Origin of the sequence: Paenibacillus sp. FSL R7-0340 (assembly GCF_038002205.1) — a bacterium.
GTDB lineage: Bacteria > Bacillota > Bacilli > Paenibacillales > Paenibacillaceae > Paenibacillus > Paenibacillus polymyxa_B.
This window is the reverse complement of the sequence record NZ_JBBOBY010000001.1, coordinates 364,230-383,706: the sequence shown is the minus strand read 5'-3', so window position 1 is coordinate 383,706 and position 19,477 is coordinate 364,230. Positions and strand designations below refer to the sequence as shown.

The 19,477-nt window shown below is 47.9% G+C and carries 14 protein-coding genes and 1 pseudogene; 6 read left to right on the top strand and 9 right to left on the bottom strand.

All coding sequences use genetic code 11. The features are described from left to right. The first annotated feature begins 33 nt into the window (after window positions 1-33). The gene (locus MKX59_RS01675) at window positions 34-936 is read left to right on the top strand and encodes an AraC family transcriptional regulator (RefSeq protein WP_023990930.1); all 903 of its coding nucleotides are present in this window, start codon (window positions 34-36) and stop codon (window positions 934-936) included. A gap of 191 nt (window positions 937-1,127) precedes the next feature. Here the strand turns inward: MKX59_RS01675 and MKX59_RS01670 are convergent, their stop codons facing one another. From MKX59_RS01670 to MKX59_RS01660, 3 genes are all read right to left on the bottom strand, one after another. Further along, window positions 1,128-1,733, bottom strand: a complete 606-nt coding sequence (locus MKX59_RS01670; RefSeq protein WP_028540845.1) for a zeta toxin family protein — start codon at window positions 1,731-1,733, stop codon at window positions 1,128-1,130. After that, window positions 1,730-1,903 (bottom strand): hypothetical protein, encoded by a 174-nt coding sequence (locus MKX59_RS01665; protein WP_023990932.1) that lies wholly within the window; start codon window positions 1,901-1,903, stop codon window positions 1,730-1,732. Before MKX59_RS01665 ends, MKX59_RS01670 begins: the two co-directional genes overlap by 4 nt. Window positions 1,904-2,386: 483 nt before the next feature. After that, a complete protein-coding gene (locus tag MKX59_RS01660) occupies window positions 2,387-2,890 on the bottom strand; it encodes a hypothetical protein (RefSeq protein ID WP_264454398.1) in 504 nt (167 codons plus the stop codon). Between the two features lie 257 nt (window positions 2,891-3,147). Here MKX59_RS01660 and MKX59_RS01655 point away from each other — a divergent pair, with 257 nt between their 5' ends. After that, on the top strand, window positions 3,148-4,329 hold the full coding sequence (locus MKX59_RS01655) for a serine hydrolase domain-containing protein (RefSeq protein WP_340857446.1): 1,182 nt from the start codon (window positions 3,148-3,150) through the stop codon (window positions 4,327-4,329). On the opposite strand, the gene MKX59_RS01650 is transcribed toward MKX59_RS01655, so the two are convergent. Then, entirely contained in the window at window positions 4,315-4,758 is a 444-nt protein-coding gene (locus MKX59_RS01650) for an Lrp/AsnC family transcriptional regulator (RefSeq protein ID WP_028540848.1), read from the bottom strand. The genes MKX59_RS01655 and MKX59_RS01650 overlap by 15 nt on opposite strands. Before the next feature lie 156 nt (window positions 4,759-4,914). Here MKX59_RS01650 and MKX59_RS01645 point away from each other — a divergent pair, with 156 nt between their 5' ends. Beyond that, the gene (locus tag MKX59_RS01645; RefSeq protein WP_049828354.1) at window positions 4,915-6,093 is read left to right on the top strand and encodes an MFS transporter; all 1,179 of its coding nucleotides are present in this window, start codon (window positions 4,915-4,917) and stop codon (window positions 6,091-6,093) included. A 134-nt stretch (window positions 6,094-6,227) separates the two neighbouring features. On the opposite strand, the gene MKX59_RS01640 is transcribed toward MKX59_RS01645, so the two are convergent. Then, the gene (locus MKX59_RS01640) at window positions 6,228-6,935 is read right to left on the bottom strand and encodes an SDR family oxidoreductase (RefSeq protein WP_069081059.1); all 708 of its coding nucleotides are present in this window, start codon (window positions 6,933-6,935) and stop codon (window positions 6,228-6,230) included. 59 nt (window positions 6,936-6,994) lie between these two features. Then, entirely contained in the window at window positions 6,995-7,939 is a 945-nt protein-coding gene (locus MKX59_RS01635) for an AraC family transcriptional regulator (protein ID WP_069081058.1), read from the bottom strand. Between the two features lie 166 nt (window positions 7,940-8,105). On the opposite strand from MKX59_RS01635, the gene MKX59_RS01630 reads away from it, so the two are divergent. The 3 genes from MKX59_RS01630 (at window position 8,106) to MKX59_RS01620 (ending at window position 16,421) form a co-directional block, all read left to right on the top strand. After that, window positions 8,106-10,304 (top strand): glycoside hydrolase family 52 protein, encoded by a 2,199-nt coding sequence (locus MKX59_RS01630; protein WP_340857443.1) that lies wholly within the window; start codon window positions 8,106-8,108, stop codon window positions 10,302-10,304. A gap of 35 nt (window positions 10,305-10,339) precedes the next feature. Beyond that, the gene (locus MKX59_RS01625; protein WP_076264560.1) at window positions 10,340-12,508 is read left to right on the top strand and encodes an alpha-glucuronidase family glycosyl hydrolase; all 2,169 of its coding nucleotides are present in this window, start codon (window positions 10,340-10,342) and stop codon (window positions 12,506-12,508) included. 319 nt (window positions 12,509-12,827) lie between these two features. Further along, on the top strand, window positions 12,828-16,421 hold the full coding sequence (locus tag MKX59_RS01620; protein WP_076156605.1) for a family 14 glycosylhydrolase: 3,594 nt from the start codon (window positions 12,828-12,830) through the stop codon (window positions 16,419-16,421). A 169-nt stretch (window positions 16,422-16,590) separates the two neighbouring features. On the opposite strand, the pseudogene MKX59_RS27550 reads toward MKX59_RS01620, so the two are convergent. From MKX59_RS27550 to MKX59_RS01610, 3 genes and pseudogenes are all read right to left on the bottom strand, one after another. Next, a pseudogene (locus MKX59_RS27550) lies at window positions 16,591-16,668 on the bottom strand (putative holin-like toxin); the annotation flags it as partial. A gap of 145 nt (window positions 16,669-16,813) precedes the next feature. After that, a complete protein-coding gene (locus tag MKX59_RS01615) occupies window positions 16,814-17,842 on the bottom strand; it encodes an NADH:flavin oxidoreductase/NADH oxidase (RefSeq protein ID WP_139116776.1) in 1,029 nt (342 codons plus the stop codon). Window positions 17,843-18,160: 318 nt separating this feature from the next. Then, window positions 18,161-19,465, bottom strand: coding sequence for an ABC transporter substrate-binding protein (locus MKX59_RS01610; RefSeq protein WP_028540854.1), 1,305 nt, complete (start codon window positions 19,463-19,465; stop codon window positions 18,161-18,163). Window positions 19,466-19,477: the final 12 nt, after the last annotated feature.

The window sequence follows — 19,477 nt, the reverse complement described above, 5'->3', positions numbered from 1 at the left end:
CTGTTAAGATGGAGTCGAAAGGAGGGAACCCTCGTGTACGAATGGAACGAAATGGTCCAGCTCATGATCGATTGGATTGATAATAATCTTACTTCAGCACCTTCGTTGTTGAGAATGTCCGATCAGTTAGGCTACTCCCCTTACTACTGTACAAAACAGTTTCATTCTCTTACAGGAATGACGTTAAGGGATTATGTGTGGATGCGCCGGATTAGCCGTGCTGCACTGGAACTCCGGGATAGCAATGTCCGCATCCTCGATGTTGCAGTAAAGTATGGGTTTTCTTCACAGGAGGCTTTTACACGGGCATTTGTAAAAGCGTTTGAGGTAACTCCGGCTGTATACCAGAAGGAGCCCCGACCTATCCCGTTAGCCATTCGCGTTGAGGTGTTCTCTCCTTATCATTACCATTTGAAGGAGCGGGATAAGATGGTTAAGGATCATTTGCAAGAAGCTGAAGTCAAAATCGAGCGTATACCAGCACACAAATTTATTGGAATTTGGGATACTTCTTCACGAAACTACGGTGATTTCTGGAGAAACGGTCACAATTGTGATGAAATTTGCGGAACATTGGAAAGCATGTCTCATCTCAAGCTTCCCGAACAATTGGGCCAAACTGCGGGCTGGTTCTATCAGGATGGTCAGAAGGGCTATCTCTATGGAATACCGGTCGCCGCTGACTATGCCGGAGAGATTCCCGCAGGAATGAAGTGCCGGGACATCCCCGAATCAGATTACCTGGTGTTTTTTCACCCGCCCTTTAATTATTTAAAAAACAATGGAGACGTTATGAGAATGGTGGAGGAGAAGGCTTGGAACTTTGACCCTAGCAGCCTGGGGTATGAATGGGATGAGGAAACGAAGCAGGATTATCAGCGGCATTTCCCAGAAGGATATGGCTACGCAGTGTTACGTCCAGTGAAAAAAGTGTAGAGAAAAAGAATCCGAAGAAGCCGCTACGATCAGGGTGCTGTTCATCGTCTTGCTAAAGTCTGTTGAAAAATAATAACAGTCTATTACTAACGGGTCCCATTTTGAGGTGCAATACACATCGAATTGACATTGTGGACACAATACGATGTAAATATAGAATAAACCGATCACTGAATCATACAGTTGTCGGTTTATTCTTGATCAGTATTTTTATTTTGCAAGTAACTATCAATGATTTTAACCCAATCCGGTAACAACGCCACATGGTGTTTTATCGTTTCACTATCTGATTCCAATACAATCACGCCATCTGAGCTGCTGTTGTCAATGACAATTAAATGATCGATAAGTTTAAGATGTAAGAGAAGATTGTCCAGTGAGGTCTGATGCCGTCTTATAATATCAGCGGTATCAATGTGGTGACCCCCATTTCGAACTCGTGCAGCAACTCGCTCGATATTAAGACGATAATCACCAAGGCCCACATAAAACATAATAACTTCAAAGCCCTTTTCTTTTGCCACTCGCATTTGTCGAATCACATTGCCACCAGCAAGTGTCGTCTCTACGGTAAAATCTCGTTTATTTCTTATACAATCCCGCGCTAGCTTAATCGCTTCCTTTCCTGCCGATACTTTGTGTCGATCAGGGTTTTCACGATCAATCCCTCGCGCTAACGCATCTGGATCGATATTAACACTTACACCAAGTTTATCAACGATTAGATTACGAATTGTACTCTTACCACTTCCGTTGTTTCCTGCGAATACAAACATAGTAGCAAACGGCTCACTCATGATAAAATATCCTGTTCTTTAATTCGTTCGACTTGACCATTACTGTACTCTTTAACAAATTGACCATCCGGCGTTTTGTAGACAATATATGTGCCATTTGCTTTAGCGTCTAGTTTTGCTCTATCTCCAGTTAGTTTGATTAGCTTGCCTAGGTCGTGTGTACGATTCATTCAGTCATCACCATCCCATACAATTCATATATCGAGAGTATATCACAAATCGAAAAGTCTGAAAGAATCCAGCGTCACTCAAAACCACACGAATACCGTACGTCTAAAAATCGTGACAAGTAAATAGGATCGAAATATCGTTCTTTTTAATACATTTTAATAAATAAATTTGGAATAAATGCTACTTCCAGCTTTTTGATTCGTCTATAACAACAAATACACTTGCGGAGGTATAGGCAATGAAATCTTTTCGTTTTTGGCTGGTCCTACTCTCATGTCTAGTTATTACTGTAAATATTACGGGGTATGACGACTATAATATACTATTGCTACCATTAGCCCGCTAGTTTGGATGTATGAATCATTTCGATTTGTGCGAGAGGCAGACATCCCCATAGCCATTGTTTACTTCACTACCCTAGTTTTCTGGTATCTCATTGGATACGCTTTGGACCGTATGATTAGAAAATTGAAAAATTAAAATCACTTGAAATTATCTTCCAAAATATTGTCTACCTTCTCAGGCTCGTACTCGATCGTTCTGTAGTCAGGTGATGAAGGAATCATATTGATCACAACATTTCTCATTTGTAGCTTGTACTTTCCTTCCTCAAAAGCAAGAACATGCTTAATGGAAGGTAACTCCATATCCTCATACTTCGTTATCGACGAAACAACAATCTTGGAAGGGTTAGAATCATCCACAGACACGATACGATAATCAATCGGTGTTCCCTGAGCTTTTAGAAAGTTAAGCCGTGCCTGTTCTGTTTTAAAGCGATAATCATCAGACAGTGAAAGCATCTTATCGTAATCCCGACTCATAGAAGCGTTCATATATTCTGAAAATGTCGAGACAGCAGCCTCTTTGGGCTTATCGGGAAGTTTATAAGGTTCCTTATCCCCTCCAAAACCTGTAGCAATTACAGTCAAAATCCCTCCGAGGACAACCAAGCAAGCCAACTTATTACGCGATACAAGCCTCAATAAATAAAACCCCCTTTGTTGTAAATTTTACCACCTATTTTCAACGTATCTCAACTTAAAAAGCCACTGTAAAACGCGGTATAACTTTTTGTAAAACCCCATTCATTTAAATCCAAAGCCATTCTTTTAATATAATTTTATTTTAACGTTAATACTCACTGAACACCTTTGTTACCTTATGTAATGTCGCCTTCCCATCCTGTAAACTAAGTTCCATCAAGCGATAACCGCTGGATCATAGAGAGGATGAGATATTTATGAGTTTGGATAATAGAGTTTTTGCGATACAAGCTGGTCTGGACGGACGTGTAAATGCAGTTATAGATCAAACCCTTGCCGAGAAGCGCCTGGTCGGCGCAGTCGTCATGATATATATGGATGGTTCACCCGTGTATGTCCGAGCGGCGGGGCTGGCTGATCGAGAAGAACAACGTCCTATGCATGAGGAGGCTTTATTTCGGCTTTCTTCTGTATCCAAACCGATTGTATCGACTGCGGCTTTGGTTTTGGCAGCCCAAGGATTGATTAAGCTCGATGAATCTATTGAACGCTGGTTGCCCGATTTTCGCCCCCGATTAATCAGTGGTGAGCAGCCCTCCATTACAGTACGCCAATTGCTGACACATACTGCCGGGTTGACCTATGGCTTTTTAGAGGAAGAAGGTGGCGGTTTCTATCATCGTGCAGGCGTATCAGATGGCATGGATTTTTCAAATCTTACGCTGGAAGAGAACTTGCAACGTTTGGCTTCTGTGCCTCTGTTATATACACCGGGTAAAGCATGGGGATATTCGATTGCTACTGATGTGCTAGGCGCGATCATTAGCCGTGTATGTGGCACAACCCTTGATGCAGCTGTTAAAAAGCTCGTTACAGAACCTCTCGATATGCACGACACCAGTTTCGCGGTCGCGGATGCTGGACGGCTTGCGGCTCCTTATGTCAACGATATATCAGAACCCCGGCGGATGCGTGAGCTTGAGGTTGCGCAGGTTTTTGAAGGCACCGCAGGACTTCGTTTTCAGCCTGCACGAGCCTTTGATTCCACGGCTTTCCACTCTGGTGGCTCGGGTATGATTGGCAGCGCAAAAGATTTCATGCGGCTGCTGGAAACACTGCGAAACGGCGGCAATCCGTTACTTTCAGAGGAATGGGTCCGTGAAATGGGCACCATCCAGACCGGGAACCTTCCCTTGGCAGGCTGGCCGGGGCGGGGCTTTGGACTAGGATTCACCGTACTCCAAAATCCCGACGAAAGTGGAACAGCAGAATCACCCGGAACGTGGCGACTCGGAGGAGCTTATGGCCATTCGTGGTTCGTTGATCCCACACTAAGACTTAGTGTGGTCGCCTTTACCAATACAGCATTCGAAGGGATGTCAGGTCCGTTTACAACTGAGCTTTGCCAAGCCATTTACGGTAGCTCAAATAGGGTCTAATAAAGTGGGGGTTACATGTTTATGGTCTACAGGCGAGGACAGGACAATTAACGTGGTAGAGTGCCCGTGCTTTCCACACTCATCCCCGAACTGCTCCAGCTTGAGCATAGACTCAACCATGACTTTCAGTAAGTAATTTTGCTCACCGCTGATTCTATGGCATTCAATGACTTCGGGTGCAGATTGGCAAAACTCAACAAATGAATTGCATTGATTCGTATGCACGAGCACGTGAGCCATGATCGGCTTTCCAACTTTCTCATGTGAAACTATGGCACGATACCCGGCGATAATACCTTTATCCTCCATGCGCCGCACTCTTTCCGTTACGGCAGGCTGGGAAAGCCCAACCTCCTTACCCAGCTCGGTCATGGAGATACGCGCCTGGTTTTGTAGACACAACAAAATTTTATGATCCACTTGATCCATCAAATCCATCTCCTTAAGTCCAAGGTAATATTACAAAAACACAATTATTATTATGTATTATTCCGAATATTGCCTTATTATTTTATGATTTAATGAAATATTAGCACGCAAAATCAAGGACGTAAAGCAGGAAGAAGTGGAGAAGGAATGAAACTAATGAAATATAGTAAGCCCCTGCTTTTCATTGCGCTTGGCCTATTTGGTGTATACACGATCGAGTTCGGTGTGGTTGGCATTTTGCCAGTCATCATTGAACGTTTTCATATTACGGCAGCCCAGGCCGGGTTTCTTGTCAGTTCATTTGCATTGATCATCGCGCTGTTCGGTCCCTTCATGGTGCTATGGATGTCCAGGTTTAACCGCAAGCGAATCATGACAATGTCGTTGTTTGTTTTTGCCATAACAAGCTTGCTGTCAGCCTATACATCCAACTTTTATCTACTAGTCATTTTACGTATCATTCCGGCTCTGTTTCACCCGGTGTATTTCTCGCTTGCCTTTGTCGCTGCCACTGCGTTGTATCCCCCGGAAAAAGCAACGCAAGCTTCTGCCAAAGCCTTTCTCGGCACGAGCATGGGAATGGTACTCGGTATTCCAATTACAGCCTATATCGCCAATCAATTTTCATATGAGGCCTCCTTCTGGTTTACTGCGGTAGCGAATGGGATTGCAGGGATCGGTATTTTATTTATGCTGCCGGATACACGACAAGCCGAAATGTCCTCCTATCGGAAGCAGCTTGGCATTTTGCGTAAGGTATCGCTGTGGCTCAATATCGGGGCGGCTACTTTTATTTTTGCAGCCATGTTCTCGGTGTATAGCTATTCTGCCGAATATTTGGGGCAAAATACAGGGATGAGCAGCAATGTTATCAGTTTTCTGCTTATTATTTTCGGCATCGGCGGAATGCTCGGCAATCTATTGGCTGGCAAGCTCATGGGCTTGCATAAGGTACGCACCGCTCTTTTTCATCCAGTAGCCTTGGGAGGCACCTATTTGCTGTTGTACGGGATCAGTTCCTCATTTATCCCTACGCTCTTCATCATTATCGTGTGGGGGGCCGTTCATACCAGCGGACTGATTGTCGCCCAGATTTGGGTGATTGATGAGGCCAAAGAAGCTCCCGCGTTTGCCAACAGTCTTTATATCTCGTTTATTAACCTAGGGGTCTCACTGGGCTCACTGGCAGGGGGGTGGTTTATTGCCAGAGCGGGGATCCATGGGACGCTGTGGAGCGGTTTGCTGTTCGCCATGCTGGCGATGGTATGCATCGGGTCTAAAGTGATTTATCCACGTATTTTGCGAAAATATAAAGGGTTAGATGTGCAAAGCTAAAGAGTTGCAAGAGGCAAGCCTGTTATCATAAAAAACCAGTTCAACACTTTGTATGGTGTTGAACTGGTTTTTGTTTAAAAATTGATTCCTGCCTGTCGGATTGGATCAGAATGAAACACGCACTTCGTTGCGAATTAGATCAACGTATAACCGCCATCCGGGAACAGCACGCTTCCGGTGGTAAACTTGTTTGTCATCAGATACAACACAGTATGTGCGATTTCCTCATTATACCCCACTCGACGGAGCAAGGTTACTTCCTTGTATTCCTCAAAAGCCTGTGCCCGCTGCTCACCCTCAGGGCCGTCTCTCCTGATCGTTCCAGGGGATACGACATTAACCCGTACTGGGGCCAATTCTACTGCCAACGCCTTGCCCAAACTTTCAATCGCGCCGTTAGCCGCTCCATATGTAGCACCAAACCCCATCGGTCGTTGACTGAAAGCCCCGGACATAAGGACGATCGAGCCGTCCTTGGAGATATGCGGTACCGCATGCTTGGCAGCAAAATATTGCGGCCAGAATTTCCCTTCGAACGGGGTTTTAGCCTTTTCCGTATCTATCGTGATCGGACCACGCGTGTAGCTGGCACCCGGTGTAAACAGATGGTCGAATGCTCCAACTTTTTCAAAAAACGCTTGAACCTCTTCCTCTATCTGATTATTCAGTTGGAAGGTTTCCACCGATTCGGCAGGGATGACCTTCTTCGCCTGCTCCAGTTTTTCTGCGGAACGCCCAGCGATCACAATGCTTGCCCCTTGCTTTGCTGCTTCTATGGCTGTTGCCAGCCCTATACCTGCACTGCCGCCAATCACGACGACACGTTGATTATGTAAATTCATATTATTCTCAGCTCCTTTATAAGGATTATATCATAACTATTTTAAAGACATACTTATTTTTATTCGAATAGGCTTTCCTGCACCGTGCTTTTGCGATAGGATGTCGGCGATTGGCCCGACCAGCGCTTGAATTGTCTGCTAAAATGCGCAATATCCCCATAGCCGAGCATATCGGCAATTTGTTGCACCGACCATTGCGGATCAGCCAACAGCAACTTGGCCTCATGCAGCACAAGCCCGGATAGATATACACGGGGAGATACGCCGAAAACGCTACGGAATACACGATTACAATGGGACACGCTAATACCTAGCTCGGATGAAATCCCCTCGATCCCATCCTGCTTTTCCACCGAGCCGGCCTGTCCATAAGGCTGATTCACTCTGCCCTGAAGACGACTGGCAATCTGATGGGCAAGCTCTGCCTGCACATATCCACGCCCCGGCAGATGGGCCGCTTCACTGGATACAGCCTCCCATAACGTTGCGAACAGTTCAAACACAGCAGATTGAATCCGCATTCGCTTTGCCACCGAATCACTACCTACTCCTATGTCTTCCGGCGCTGAAAGATCGAGCAACTTGCCCAGCGCTGGTCCCATCTGCCCTGCCACTGTTCCTTCAGCTGGAAACAGCACCTGCTCCAGACGACTCAGGAGCGAGAGAAACAGCTTATCATCAATATCGAAATGCATACAAAAATACGTAAATCCCTCTCCGTTACTATGGCTGGAGTGGACAATCCCCGGTCGCAGCAGCACCAGATCACCCTGTCGCTGGGTATAGCTGCGACCATCCACAACCATGATCTGTTCTCCCGCAAGCACGATGTTAATCTCATATTGAGGATGCTCGTGTAGCGGATAGCTCCACTCTCTTCCGACACTTCGTGTATGAATAGCAAACAAATTGACTGTGGTTCGCACATCGGGAAAAAAGAATTCCTCTCTGGCAACTGTAAGGTCTGGATGATGGGGGCGCTTCGGTAAACGTGATGTCGACATGTTTTCCCTCCTGGCTTACTTGCATGGATATACTCCAGTATATCGCTTTCAGCGCGATTTGGATAAATAGTTGAGCGATTTGACAATGGTTCCCCACCACATGACATGCTAGGCTCTAAGTGAAGTTACTCAAAGTTAAACTTTATCATGAAAGGGGTTTCATTATATGTCGAAAAATATATTTTATAACACACAGCATGCACCTATCGGTTCTTTTTCCAGCTTTACACTTGGGTTTAAGGGTAATCGCGGCGGACTTGGTTTGGAGCTGGGCAAGCCTGCCGATGAAAATGTATATATCGGGCTGCAATCCAGAGATGGCGGAGTATACGAGGCGCTTCCCTTTTTTACATCCACACAGGATGAAAGTGCCCGCTACGACGTGGAGAAAAAGGGTAAACGAACGGAACCGCTGCTTATGGCCTTTGCCGATTCAGACATTACCCGTGAGCTAAAAGCAGGAACGGATACATGGCAGGCTGGCGATTTGACGTTCCGGCTGTACTCTCCTGTTCGCCCAGTGCCCGAGCCGGGAACCGCGGGTATGGATGAGCTGCGGGCAGCGTTGGCCCCGGCGGTATTCGCCGAGCTAACCGTCGATAACACACAGGGGACTGCAGCGCGAAGAGCTTTTTTCGGCTATCAGGGCAGTGATCCGTATAGCGGCATACGCATTATAGGAGAAGATCCGCGTAGGGACGCTACGGATTCTACCCAATTAGAGGAAAGACTCACAGGCATCGGCCAAGGACGAAGCACAGCCATTGTGACCAACAGCAGTGAAGCGGTACCTGCCAGCGGATTTGCAATGGAGAAGCTGCTTGGGGAGACCATGGCCGAGAATTTATCCTTTGGCCTGGGCGCGACGGGTGCGCTTCTGATGGACGTTCCCGCAGGTGAGAAGCGCACATATGCCTTCGCCATATGCTTCTATCGCGGCGGCATTGTGACAACAGGCATTGAAGCGTCGTATTACTATACCCAGCTGTTCAAGGATATTGAAGACGTGGGAAGCTATGCTTTGAAGCATTTTTCAAACCTGACCGCAGCCTGTGTTCAGGCTAATCGCTGGATGGAGTCGGCCGACCTGAGCCCGGACCAGGAATTTATGCTCGCTCAGGCGATCCACAGCTACTATGGCAGCACCCAACTGCTTAGTCACCAAGCGGATGGAGAACCGATCTGGGTTGTGAACGAAGGCGAGTATCGGATGATGAATACACTCGATTTGACGGCAGATCAGCTCTACTATGAATTGATTTTAAATCCATGGACGGTACGCAACGAGCTGGAGTGGTTTGTCCAAAGGTACAGCTATCGGGATGAGGTACGCTTTCCGGGAGAGGAACATACCTATACCGGTGGTATCACGTTTACGCATGATATGGGCGTGGCAAACGTGTTCTCCCGGCAGGGGTACTCCTGTTATGAGCTGGCTGGGATTGACGACTGCTTCTCTTACATGAGCCATGAGGAACTGGTGAACTGGCTTTGCTGCGCCACGGTATATATCGAGCAGACACAGGATCAGTCATTTACGACACGTATGCTGCCTGTCTTGTGTGACTGCTTCGAAAGCATGCTGCGGCGGGATCACCCCGACCCGGCACAACGAAACGGCTTGATGGGCTTGGACAGCTCTAGAACCCGGGGAGGCGCGGAAATTACGACCTACGACAGTCTGGACGTATCTCTGGGTCAGTCTCGCAACAACATTTATCTAGGCAGCAAATGCTGGGCAGTATATGTTGCACTGGAAAAGATATTTGCCTCAAAAGGGCTTAACTCCCTCTCACAGGAGGCTGGCTTACAGGCGGACAAATGCGCAGCAGCGATCACAGCACATATGACAGACAAAGGTTATATTCCTGCAGTTATTAAGGAAGGTAATGATTCGCAGATTATTCCTGCCATTGAGGGGCTGATCTTCCCTTATTTTACAGGATGTGAGGCTGCGCTTAAGCCTGATGGACGGTTCGGTGGATATATCCAAGCACTGCGGCGTCATTTGGAAACTGTACTGGTACCGGGAGTTTGTCTGTTTGAAGACGGAGGCTGGAAGCTGTCCTCGACCAGTAACAACTCCTGGCTGAGCAAAATCTATCTGTCACAGTTTATTGCCCGCGAGCTGCTGGAGCTGCCTTCGGAAGAAGCTGGGCAGGCCGCAGATGCTGCCCATGCCTCATGGCTCCTTCACCCTGAAGAATCCTATTGGTGCTGGAGCGATCAGATACTCTCCGGTATTGCTCACGGCAGTAAATATTATCCGCGCGGAGTTACCGCTATTTTGTGGCTGTATGAAGGCAAGGGCAACCGTCTGACTCTCCCTGAGCATATGAGTCAGGATCAGGAACAGCATGTCTGAGGATCATCTTCACCTGCCCAAAAGGAGGTTCCAATATGAGCAAGCTGATGGATATGCCAAAAGAGAGCGGCTATGCGGCTTGGCTGCATTACAGCCGCAATAGTAAGGTAGAAAAGCTGCCCGCTTGGTGCAGGGTCATCGTGGTCCATGGGACAGATGAAGTGCTTCAATCGGCTGCGAGTGAGCTTCAGCACGGATTGACCTCCATGTTTGGACAGCAGCCGAAGATCAGCGCCGTTCCTGTGAATACGCCATTCATTGCGCTGGGTACGTTCCCAGAGCATCCTTTGGTCGCAGAACGATTCAGCGCAAAAGAACAGGCAGAAGTGAGCGCAGAAGGCTACCGAATTCGCGGGATAGAGATGCCAGATCCGGCATATTCAGCTTCGCACGGTAACGATGATATCAAGGGACAGTACGTTACAATCGCGGGGCAGACCTCCAAAGGCGTATTGTACGGAGTCTTTCATCTGCTGCGCTACCTGCAGGGAGGACTAGACGGGAAGTTGAAGCCCACCACCGAATCAGTGCACGTCCCCATTCTAGACCAATTATCCAACCCTGCTAATTCCATCCGCATGATCAATCACTGGGATAACATGGATGGTAGTATTGAACGCGGGTATGCGGGTGGCTCTATTTTCTATGATAATAATGCCTTTACTACAAATATGGAGCGCCTGCGAGACTATGCCCGTCTACTCGCTTCTGTAGGCATTCAAGCACTATCCATTAACAACGTGAATGTCCATCAGGTAGAGACCGAGCTGATTACAGATAAATTCCTACCGGATGTGGCTAAAGTAGCTGCGGTATTTCGCGCCTATGGCATACAGATCTACTTGAGCATTAACTATGCCAGTCCTATTCAGCTCGGTGGGTTAACCACCGCCGATCCCCTGGAACCAGCTGTAGCTGAATGGTGGCAGACCAAAGCCCAGGAAGTTTACGCCGCCGTTCCTGATCTGGGTGGTTTTGTGGTCAAAGCCGATTCCGAAAATCGGCCTGGACCGTTCAGCTACGGGCGCCATCACGCCGATGGAGCCAATATGCTGGCAGATGCGTTGCAGCCCTATGGCGGACGTGTGATTTGGCGCTGCTTTGTCTACAACTGCAAGCAGGACTGGCGCGATCGCAAGACGGATCGGGCCTGCGCAGCCTTTGACCATTTTAAACCGCTGGATGGATTATTTCGGGAAAATGTCATTTTACAGATCAAAAATGGTCCCATGGATTTTCAGGTGCGGGAGCCTGTCTCCCCCCTGTTCGGTGCGCTGGAATCCACTCAGATACTGCTGGAATTTCAAATTGCGCAAGAGTACACCGGGCAACAGAAACATCTATGTTACCTTGTTCCCCAATGGAAGGAAGTATTGGATTTTGACACCTACGCCCAAGGAAAAGGCTCCACCATCAAGCGTATCGTGAGTGGCGCTCTGCATTCTCCCAAGCATACCAACTATGGAATAGCCGCTGTATCCAATATTGGTGCAGACACCAATTGGACCGGACATTTGCTCGCCCAATCCAATCTTTATGGCTATGGTCGGCTGGCATGGGACCCGGATCTGTCCGCAGACGAAATCGCTGATGAGTGGGTTCGGCTGACGTTTGGCAGACAAGGGAATAGCGACGGCGGCACAGATTTAATTTCTACCCTTAAGCAGATGCTGCTCGATTCATGGAATGTCTACGAATCCTACACCGCCCCTCTCGGGGTCGGCTGGATGGTCAGTCCCGATCACCACTATGGGCCGGATGTAGACGGGTACGAATATTCCATGTGGGGCACCTACCATTTTGCTGATTGCAGGGGGATCGGGGTAGATCGCACGACCGCAACCGGAACGGGCTATGCAGGACAATATTTTTCTCCCAATACTGATATCTACGAATCTACGGACACCTGCCCGGATGAGCTGCTCTTATTCTTTCACCATGTTCCTTATACACACTTGCTCCACTCCGGCCAAACTGTCATACAGCACATTTATGATACCCATTTTGAAGGTGCAGAACGTGCGGCCCATCTCCGAGACACATGGGTTAGTCTACGAGGGCAACTGAATGCTGCCATGTATGAACAGGTGCTGGAGCGGCTGGAGCATCAGGCAGAGCATGCCAAAGAATGGCGGGATCGGATCAATACGTATTTCTACCGTAAAAGCGGCATTTCCGACCAGAAGGATCGCCCTATTTATTAAGTAAGCAACTATTAAACAAGCTGCCTCGGCAATACTTTCATACAGACTGGAACAAGGCTTTTATACGCTTAGGTTCACTTTCTCCTATACTGGCATTGGCTCGCACATCACTAAAAGGCATGCGTCTTACTCAGACCTATGCCTTATTTTTTTGTCTGAATACTTTTAAGCACACGGTTGCTTACGTAAAATGTCATATTTGTCCACCCTGAGTGTGCAATAAATTCTTCTTTTTATGCAACCGCTTGCTTTATACTATTTTTGTAGACGTTTACAAAATGTTGTCGAATTAGACTATGCTTTGGGGAGGATGATCGGTTTGACCTTGTATCGAAGTCTATGGAAAAAAGGGTGCCTGATGCTATTAAGCATTGTGCTATCTCTGACCGCCTTTATTGGCTCACCCTCCAATACGGCAAGCGCAGCGGTTGCTGATGATTTTCAGGCTTCTGTCATGGGGCCGCTGGCGAAAATTAATGACTGGGGTGCCTTCAAAAAGCAACTGCAAACGCTGAAAAGTAACGGTGTGTATGCTATTACCACCGACGTCTGGTGGGGCCATGTGGAGAGCGCAGGAGATAACCAGTTCGATTGGAGCTACTACAAGACCTATGCAGATGCCGTAAAAGAAGTGGGATTGAAGTGGGTTCCTATTATCTCTACGCATAAGTGTGGGGGAAATGTGGGGGATGATTGCAACATCCCGCTACCAAGCTGGCTGTCTAGCAAGGGCAGTGCAGATGAAATGCAGTTCAAGGACGAAAGCGGTTTTGCCAATAACGAAGCCCTCTCTCCATTATGGAGCGGGACTGGTAAACAATATGATGAGCTGTATGCCTCATTTGCTCAAACCTTTGCTAGCTACAAAAGCATCATTCCCAAAATTTATTTAAGCGGTGGGCCCTCTGGAGAATTGCGATATCCTTCATACTATCCGGCAGCGGGATGGAGTTATCCTGCACGGGGCAAATTCCAAGCCTACACTGAAACAGCCAAAAATGCGTTCCGCACGGCCATGAATGAAAAGTATGGATCAATGGACAAGATTAATGCAGCCTGGGGTACCAAGCTGAGCAGCCTTGGCCAAATCAATCCACCGACCGACGGGGACGGATTTTACACGAACGGCGGGTATACTTCCACGTATGGGAAGGATTTTCTGTCGTGGTACCAAAGCGTGCTTGAGAAGCATCTGGGCGTCATCGGAGCTGCTGCACACAAAAACTTCGATTCCGTGTTCGGTGTCCGTATCGGAGCCAAGATTTCCGGTCTGCACTGGCAGATGAACAATCCTGCCATGCCTCACAGCACAGAGCAAGCAGGTGGATATTATGATTACAACCGTCTCATCGAGAAGTTCAAAGATGCGGATCTGGATTTGACCTTTACTGCTCTGGAGATGAACGACAGTGGTACAGCACCAAATTATTCCTTGCCGTCCACATTAGTAGATACTGTCTCCTCGATCGCTAATGCCAAGGGTGTTCGCCTAAATGGTGAAAATGCACTCCCAACAGGCGGTAGCGGCTTTCAAAAAATCGAAGAAAAAATCACAAAGTTCGGTTATCACGGCTTTACACTTTTACGCCTCAACAATCTCGTCAACAACGACGGCTCACCAACCGGTGAGATGAGTGGATTCAAACAGTATATCGTAAACAAGGCCAAGCCCGGCGATAACGGTGGCGGTACAGGCAACAAGGTAACGGTATACTACAAAAAAGGCTTCAACTCACCTTACATTCACTACCGTCCGGCTGGCGGAAGCTGGACTGCTGCGCCTGGTGTGAAAATGCAGGATGCCGAGATTAGCGGCTATGCCAAAATTACCGTCGATATCGGGTCTGCCTCCCAATTGGAAGCCGCTTTTAATGACGGCAATAACAGCTGGGACAGCAACAACACCAAAAACTACTCCTTCAGCACGGGCACTTCTACTTACACGCCCGGTAACAGCGGCAATGCGGGAACGATCACATCAGGCGCTCCATCGGGCACGGTTCCCGGGGATGGCGGCGGTACAACTAATAAGGTAACGGTATACTACAAAAAAGGCTTTAACTCGCCTTACATTCACTACCGCCCGGCTGGCGGAAACTGGACTGCCGTACCCGGTGTGAAAATGCAGGATGCCGAGATTAGCGGCTATGCTAAAATTACCGTCGATATCGGGTCTGCCTCCCAACTGGAAGCCGCTTTTAATGACGGCAATAACAGCTGGGACAGCAATAACACGAAGAACTACCTTTTCAGCACGGGAACTTCTACCTACACGCCCGGCTCTAACGGAGCCGCAGGAACTATCCGAACGGGGGCACCTTCGGGGAGCATCCTCAGCGTAGGGACTTCCACCTACACAACCAACCTCAACGAAGTTGCAGGACCTATCCAAACAGTGGAACTTTCGGGTGCATCCTTAAACGTAGGCACTTCTACGTACGTACCCAACTCTAACGGAGTTGAAGTAACTATTCAAACGGAGGCGCCATCGGGCGCCTTCACTCCTTTAGATCTGGGTACCCTCTCCAAGCCCACTCCCCTCAACACAGACTGGAGCAAACAGAGCATTTATTTTATCATGACAGACCGATTTAGCAACGGAGATCCATCCAACGATAATTACGGTGGTTTCAATTCCAACAACAGCGATCAGCGCAAGTGGCATGGTGGCGATTTTCAAGGTATTATTAACCAACTCGACTACATTAAAAATATGGGGTTTACCGCCATCTGGATTACTCCGGTAACGATGCAAAAGAGCGAATACGCTTACCACGGCTATCATACGTATGATTTTTATGCGGTAGACGGGCATCTTGGTACCATGGACAAGTTCAAAGAGCTGGTTGGTAAGGCACACGACAAAAATATCGCTGTGATGCTGGACGTAGTTCCCAATCACACTGGCGATTTTCAACCTGGGAACGGCATCGCCAAGGCTCCTTTTGACAAAGCGGACTGGTATCATCACAATGGCGACATCACAGGAGCAGACTACAACTCAAACAATCAGTGGAAAATCGAAAACGGTGACGTTGCCGGATTGGACGACCTGAATCAGGACAACCCAGATACAGCGAATGAACTCAAAAACTGGATCAAATGGCTGCTGGACGAGTCGGGGGTCGACGGACTGCGGGTGGACACTGTGAAGCATGTACCCAAAGGGTTTTTGAAGGATTTTGACCAGGCCGCCAATACCTTCACTCTCGGTGAAATTTACAGTGGCGATCCTGCTTATGTGGGTGATTACACCCGGTATCTCGATGCCGCACTGGATTTTCCGATGTATTATACAATCAAGGATGTGTTTGGACACGATCAATCTATGAGGAAAATCAAGGAACGCTACTCAGATGATCGTCACTATCGCGATGCCCAGACCAACGGCGTATTTATCGACAATCATGATGTAAAACGTTTCCTGAATGACGCCTCTGGCAAGCCGGGTGCTAACTATGACAAATGGCCTCAGCTCAAGGCCGCCTTGGGCTTTACTTTGACCTCACGCGGGATTCCTATCATCTATCAAGGCACCGAGCAAGGCTTTAGTGGCGGAGATGATCCTGCCAACCGGGAAAACGTTGTGTTTAACGCCAATCATGATCTGTATCAGTACATCGCTAAGCTGAACCGTGTGCGCAACAGCCACCCTGCCCTGCAAAACGGGAGCCAAAAGGAAAAGTGGGTAGACGACTCCTTTTACAGCTTCCAGCGCTCTAAAAATGGAGACGAGGCCATCGTACTTATCAACAACTCCTGGAGCAGTCAAACCCGCACGATTGGCAACTTCGACAATCTGTCCAACGGCACTCGCCTGACCAACCAATTAAGCAACGACTCCATTCAGATCAACAACGGTTCGATCACCGTGACCCTCGCTCCAAAGGAAGTTAAAGTTTTCACCAAATGAGTTACATCGATTATTCAATTGTGCTAAAATAAATGATAGAAGGATATACTAAAAAAGAGCAAGGATGCTGGTAACATCCCTACTCTTGGCAACAGCCGCTTTGAAGAGCGGTCGGCTGAACAGGGCTAGCTCTATTAGAAATAGACCGTTTTCCCTTGTCCAGGGCGGTCTATTTCTTTTTGTTTTGGTTCAACGCAATAACAATCGTAACGATTAATCCGATCAACGCTACTAATAGCGTTCTATATGATATACAAAATATAACCACTACTACGTGTAAGATTGCTTACACTGTACCATCTGTCCATAAAACAAAACAGGCACCTGACGAAGCGTACGCTTCGTTGCAGGTGCCTTGTTTATATATAAACAACGTGGGGATTACTTAGGCCTCAGTAGCCACGTTGATATTGTTCAGGTATGGAAGGCTTCTCGCCGCGTAGCGTCACTGCTGCATGAATCGCCCAATATGGATCGCGCAGCAATCCGCGTCCCACAGCGACCAGATCGGCATCCTCGTTGCCGATAACGGACTGCGCCAAGGCTGGGTCATCCAGTGCGCCGACAGCGATCACCGGGATGTTCAGTGCCTCGCGGATTTGGCGTGCGAACGGCACTTGATAGCCCGGATAGTTGCCCGGCTTCCTGGTGCCTGCAGGTCCTTCCCCGCCCGAGCTAACATGGATCACGTCTACGCCTGCCGCCTGATATGCACGGCTCAGCTCAATGGCATGATCCACATCGTACCCACCATCTACGTATTCCACCGCGCTGATGCGTAAGATTAACGGCATACCCGCAGGCATTTCCTTGCGTACAGCCTGAATGACTTCAACACCGAAACGGGATAAATCCTTACCGTACTCGTCGTCCCGCTTGTTTGTAACTGGCGAATGGAATTGGTGAATCAAGTAACCATGTGCCCCGTGAAGTTCAATCGTATCCACGCCCGCTTGAACTGCACGCCGGGTAGCGTCTGCGAATTTCTGCACCATGCCACGGACTTCCTCCGTCGTAAGCGCGCGTGGCTGTTTATAATTCGCATCCGGGTATGCAATGGCCGAAGGAGCAACTGGCTCAGCTGCATCCTCAGCTTTACGGCCCGCGTGAGCAATCTGGATGCCTACCTTGGACCCGTGCGCATGAATGCCATCAACCAGCTTCTTATAAGCTGGGACATGCTCGTCTGACCAAAGACCCAGATCATAATCTGTAATCCGTCCATCTGGTTCCACGTCTGTCATTTCTATAATAATCAGGCCCGTACCTCCAATAGCCCGACTCAGGTAATGAACATGATGCCAATCATTCGGAATCCCGTCCTTGGCTGTCACCGAGTATTGGCACATCGGGGGCATCACCACACGATTCTTTAATTCCAAATCTTTCAGTGTATACGGTGTAAACAACGAATTCGTCAAAACGTTCATCTCCTTTTTACCTTTACCACATCAATGAAAATGCGTTCCAAATTACACGGTCTATTATAAACATGATCGGCATAGTCCAAACGGAATAAAGAGATTCCCTCAAACGGGGGATCTCTCACATTTGCAACTTGCAGTCATTATGTATGTCGTACGTTGTAGATATATTGCACACAACCTATTATCCACAACTCAATAACTTTTTGCAAGTAAATATTTAATTATTATTAAATATTTTTTTATCCACGCCCTCTTCGCCTCCTAGCTATAACACAAAAAGACGCCCTTACGGACGCCTCTGCAGAACTAATCTTATTGTGCTGAACCTAATTGCACCCATGCCTTCTCAATCTCTGCAACCGCCTGATCCTTGTTCATGTTGCCGCTGATATATGCCTGCATCAGCTCGCCAAATTTTTGGTGGAACGTATCCAGCGAGTAGTTAACAGACAGATCACCGGACTTCGACGTTTTCAAAATGCTTTCCATTTCCTTAGGCATTTCCAGATCAGGAAGCGGTGCATCCTTAATTGGAGGAATCACCTTCGCTACCTGGGAGAACCAGTTCTTGCCGTATTCCGAAGTGTACAGCCAGTTGAAAAATTCAATCGTTTCCTTCGATACTTCGGAATCCTTGTTGATACGCAGCGCCTGATCTGCACCGGTAATGATGACCGATTGATCAGCTTTGTCACTCACCGGATATCCCATGATGCCAATTTTAAGATCAGGATTAATTTTCTTGATTGCTTCCTCATCCCACGCACCTTTACCCGTCATAAACGCAGCTTTTCCGGATGCAAAATCACTTACTTCCGCATTGCTGTCCCGTTCCAGTGGCTTATCTGTGCCATGTTTCACCGTCAAATCAATGAAGTTAAAGAAGTTGTTGTACAGCACTGGGTAGTCCTTGATTTTTGCTTTGCCTGCGATAAAATCGCTAACGAGTTGCTTCGGTTCCACGCCCGCATCCTGCGCAGCAGCATCTACATAGTGTTGGAAGATATGCTTCCATACCCACCACTCTTTATATGCATTGGCAAATGGAGTAATGCCCTTCGCCTCTAGCTTGGTGACCGCATCCTGCATTTCTGCAATCGTCTTCGGCGGGGAGGTTACCCCAGCCTTGGTAAGCAAATCCTTATTGTAAATCAGCGTAAACAGGTTCCCCTTCACCGGGAATCCCAGCACTTTACCGTCACTGGAACTCATATTCGCTCGAACAGCATCCGTCATGGCTGCTGCCAGTGGCTCATTGGTCAGATCGGCGCTATAATCCGCATACGTGTCGATGTCGCCTCCAGCCGTCGTTTGGAATACATCCGGTGTACTACCTGAGGCTATTTTCGACTTCAGAATCGTGTTGTAGTCTGCCTGCATGATCTCCAGATTGATCTTCACGTTAGGTTTGACCTTCTTATACTCCTCAATATACGCGTTAAAAGCATCGGTATACTCTGGTGAAGCTGTGAACATGTTTATTGTAACCGTTTTCAAATCTTCTTTGCCGCCAGCACTTTCTTTCGACGCATCCGTGCCGCCGCTGCTTCCACATCCGCTCAACAAACCGACCGTCAAAAGCAAACTGCCGGATAACGCCATCATCTTCTTTAACATGGATACTCCCCC

Excerpts from the sequence above, each read along its gene's own strand:
- MKX59_RS01640 (WP_069081059.1), bottom strand. The coding sequence starts at position 6,935 with ATGAATTTACATAATCAACGTGTCGTCGTGATTGGCGGCAGTGCAGGT.
- MKX59_RS01665 (WP_023990932.1), bottom strand. The coding sequence starts at position 1,903 with ATGAATCGTACACACGACCTAGGCAAGCTAATCAAACTAACTGGAGAT.
- MKX59_RS01645 (WP_049828354.1), top strand. The coding sequence starts at position 4,915 with ATGAAATATAGTAAGCCCCTGCTTTTCATTGCGCTTGGCCTATTTGGT.
- MKX59_RS01670 (WP_028540845.1), bottom strand. The coding sequence starts at position 1,733 with ATGAGTGAGCCGTTTGCTACTATGTTTGTATTCGCAGGAAACAACGGA.
- MKX59_RS01655 (WP_340857446.1), top strand. The coding sequence starts at position 3,148 with ATGAGTTTGGATAATAGAGTTTTTGCGATACAAGCTGGTCTGGACGGA.
- MKX59_RS01625 (WP_076264560.1), top strand. The coding sequence starts at position 10,340 with ATGAGCAAGCTGATGGATATGCCAAAAGAGAGCGGCTATGCGGCTTGG.
- MKX59_RS01610 (WP_028540854.1), bottom strand. The coding sequence starts at position 19,465 with ATGTTAAAGAAGATGATGGCGTTATCCGGCAGTTTGCTTTTGACGGTC.
- MKX59_RS01635 (WP_069081058.1), bottom strand. The coding sequence starts at position 7,939 with ATGTCGACATCACGTTTACCGAAGCGCCCCCATCATCCAGACCTTACA.
- MKX59_RS01630 (WP_340857443.1), top strand. The coding sequence starts at position 8,106 with ATGTCGAAAAATATATTTTATAACACACAGCATGCACCTATCGGTTCT.
- MKX59_RS01650 (WP_028540848.1), bottom strand. The coding sequence starts at position 4,758 with ATGGATCAAGTGGATCATAAAATTTTGTTGTGTCTACAAAACCAGGCG.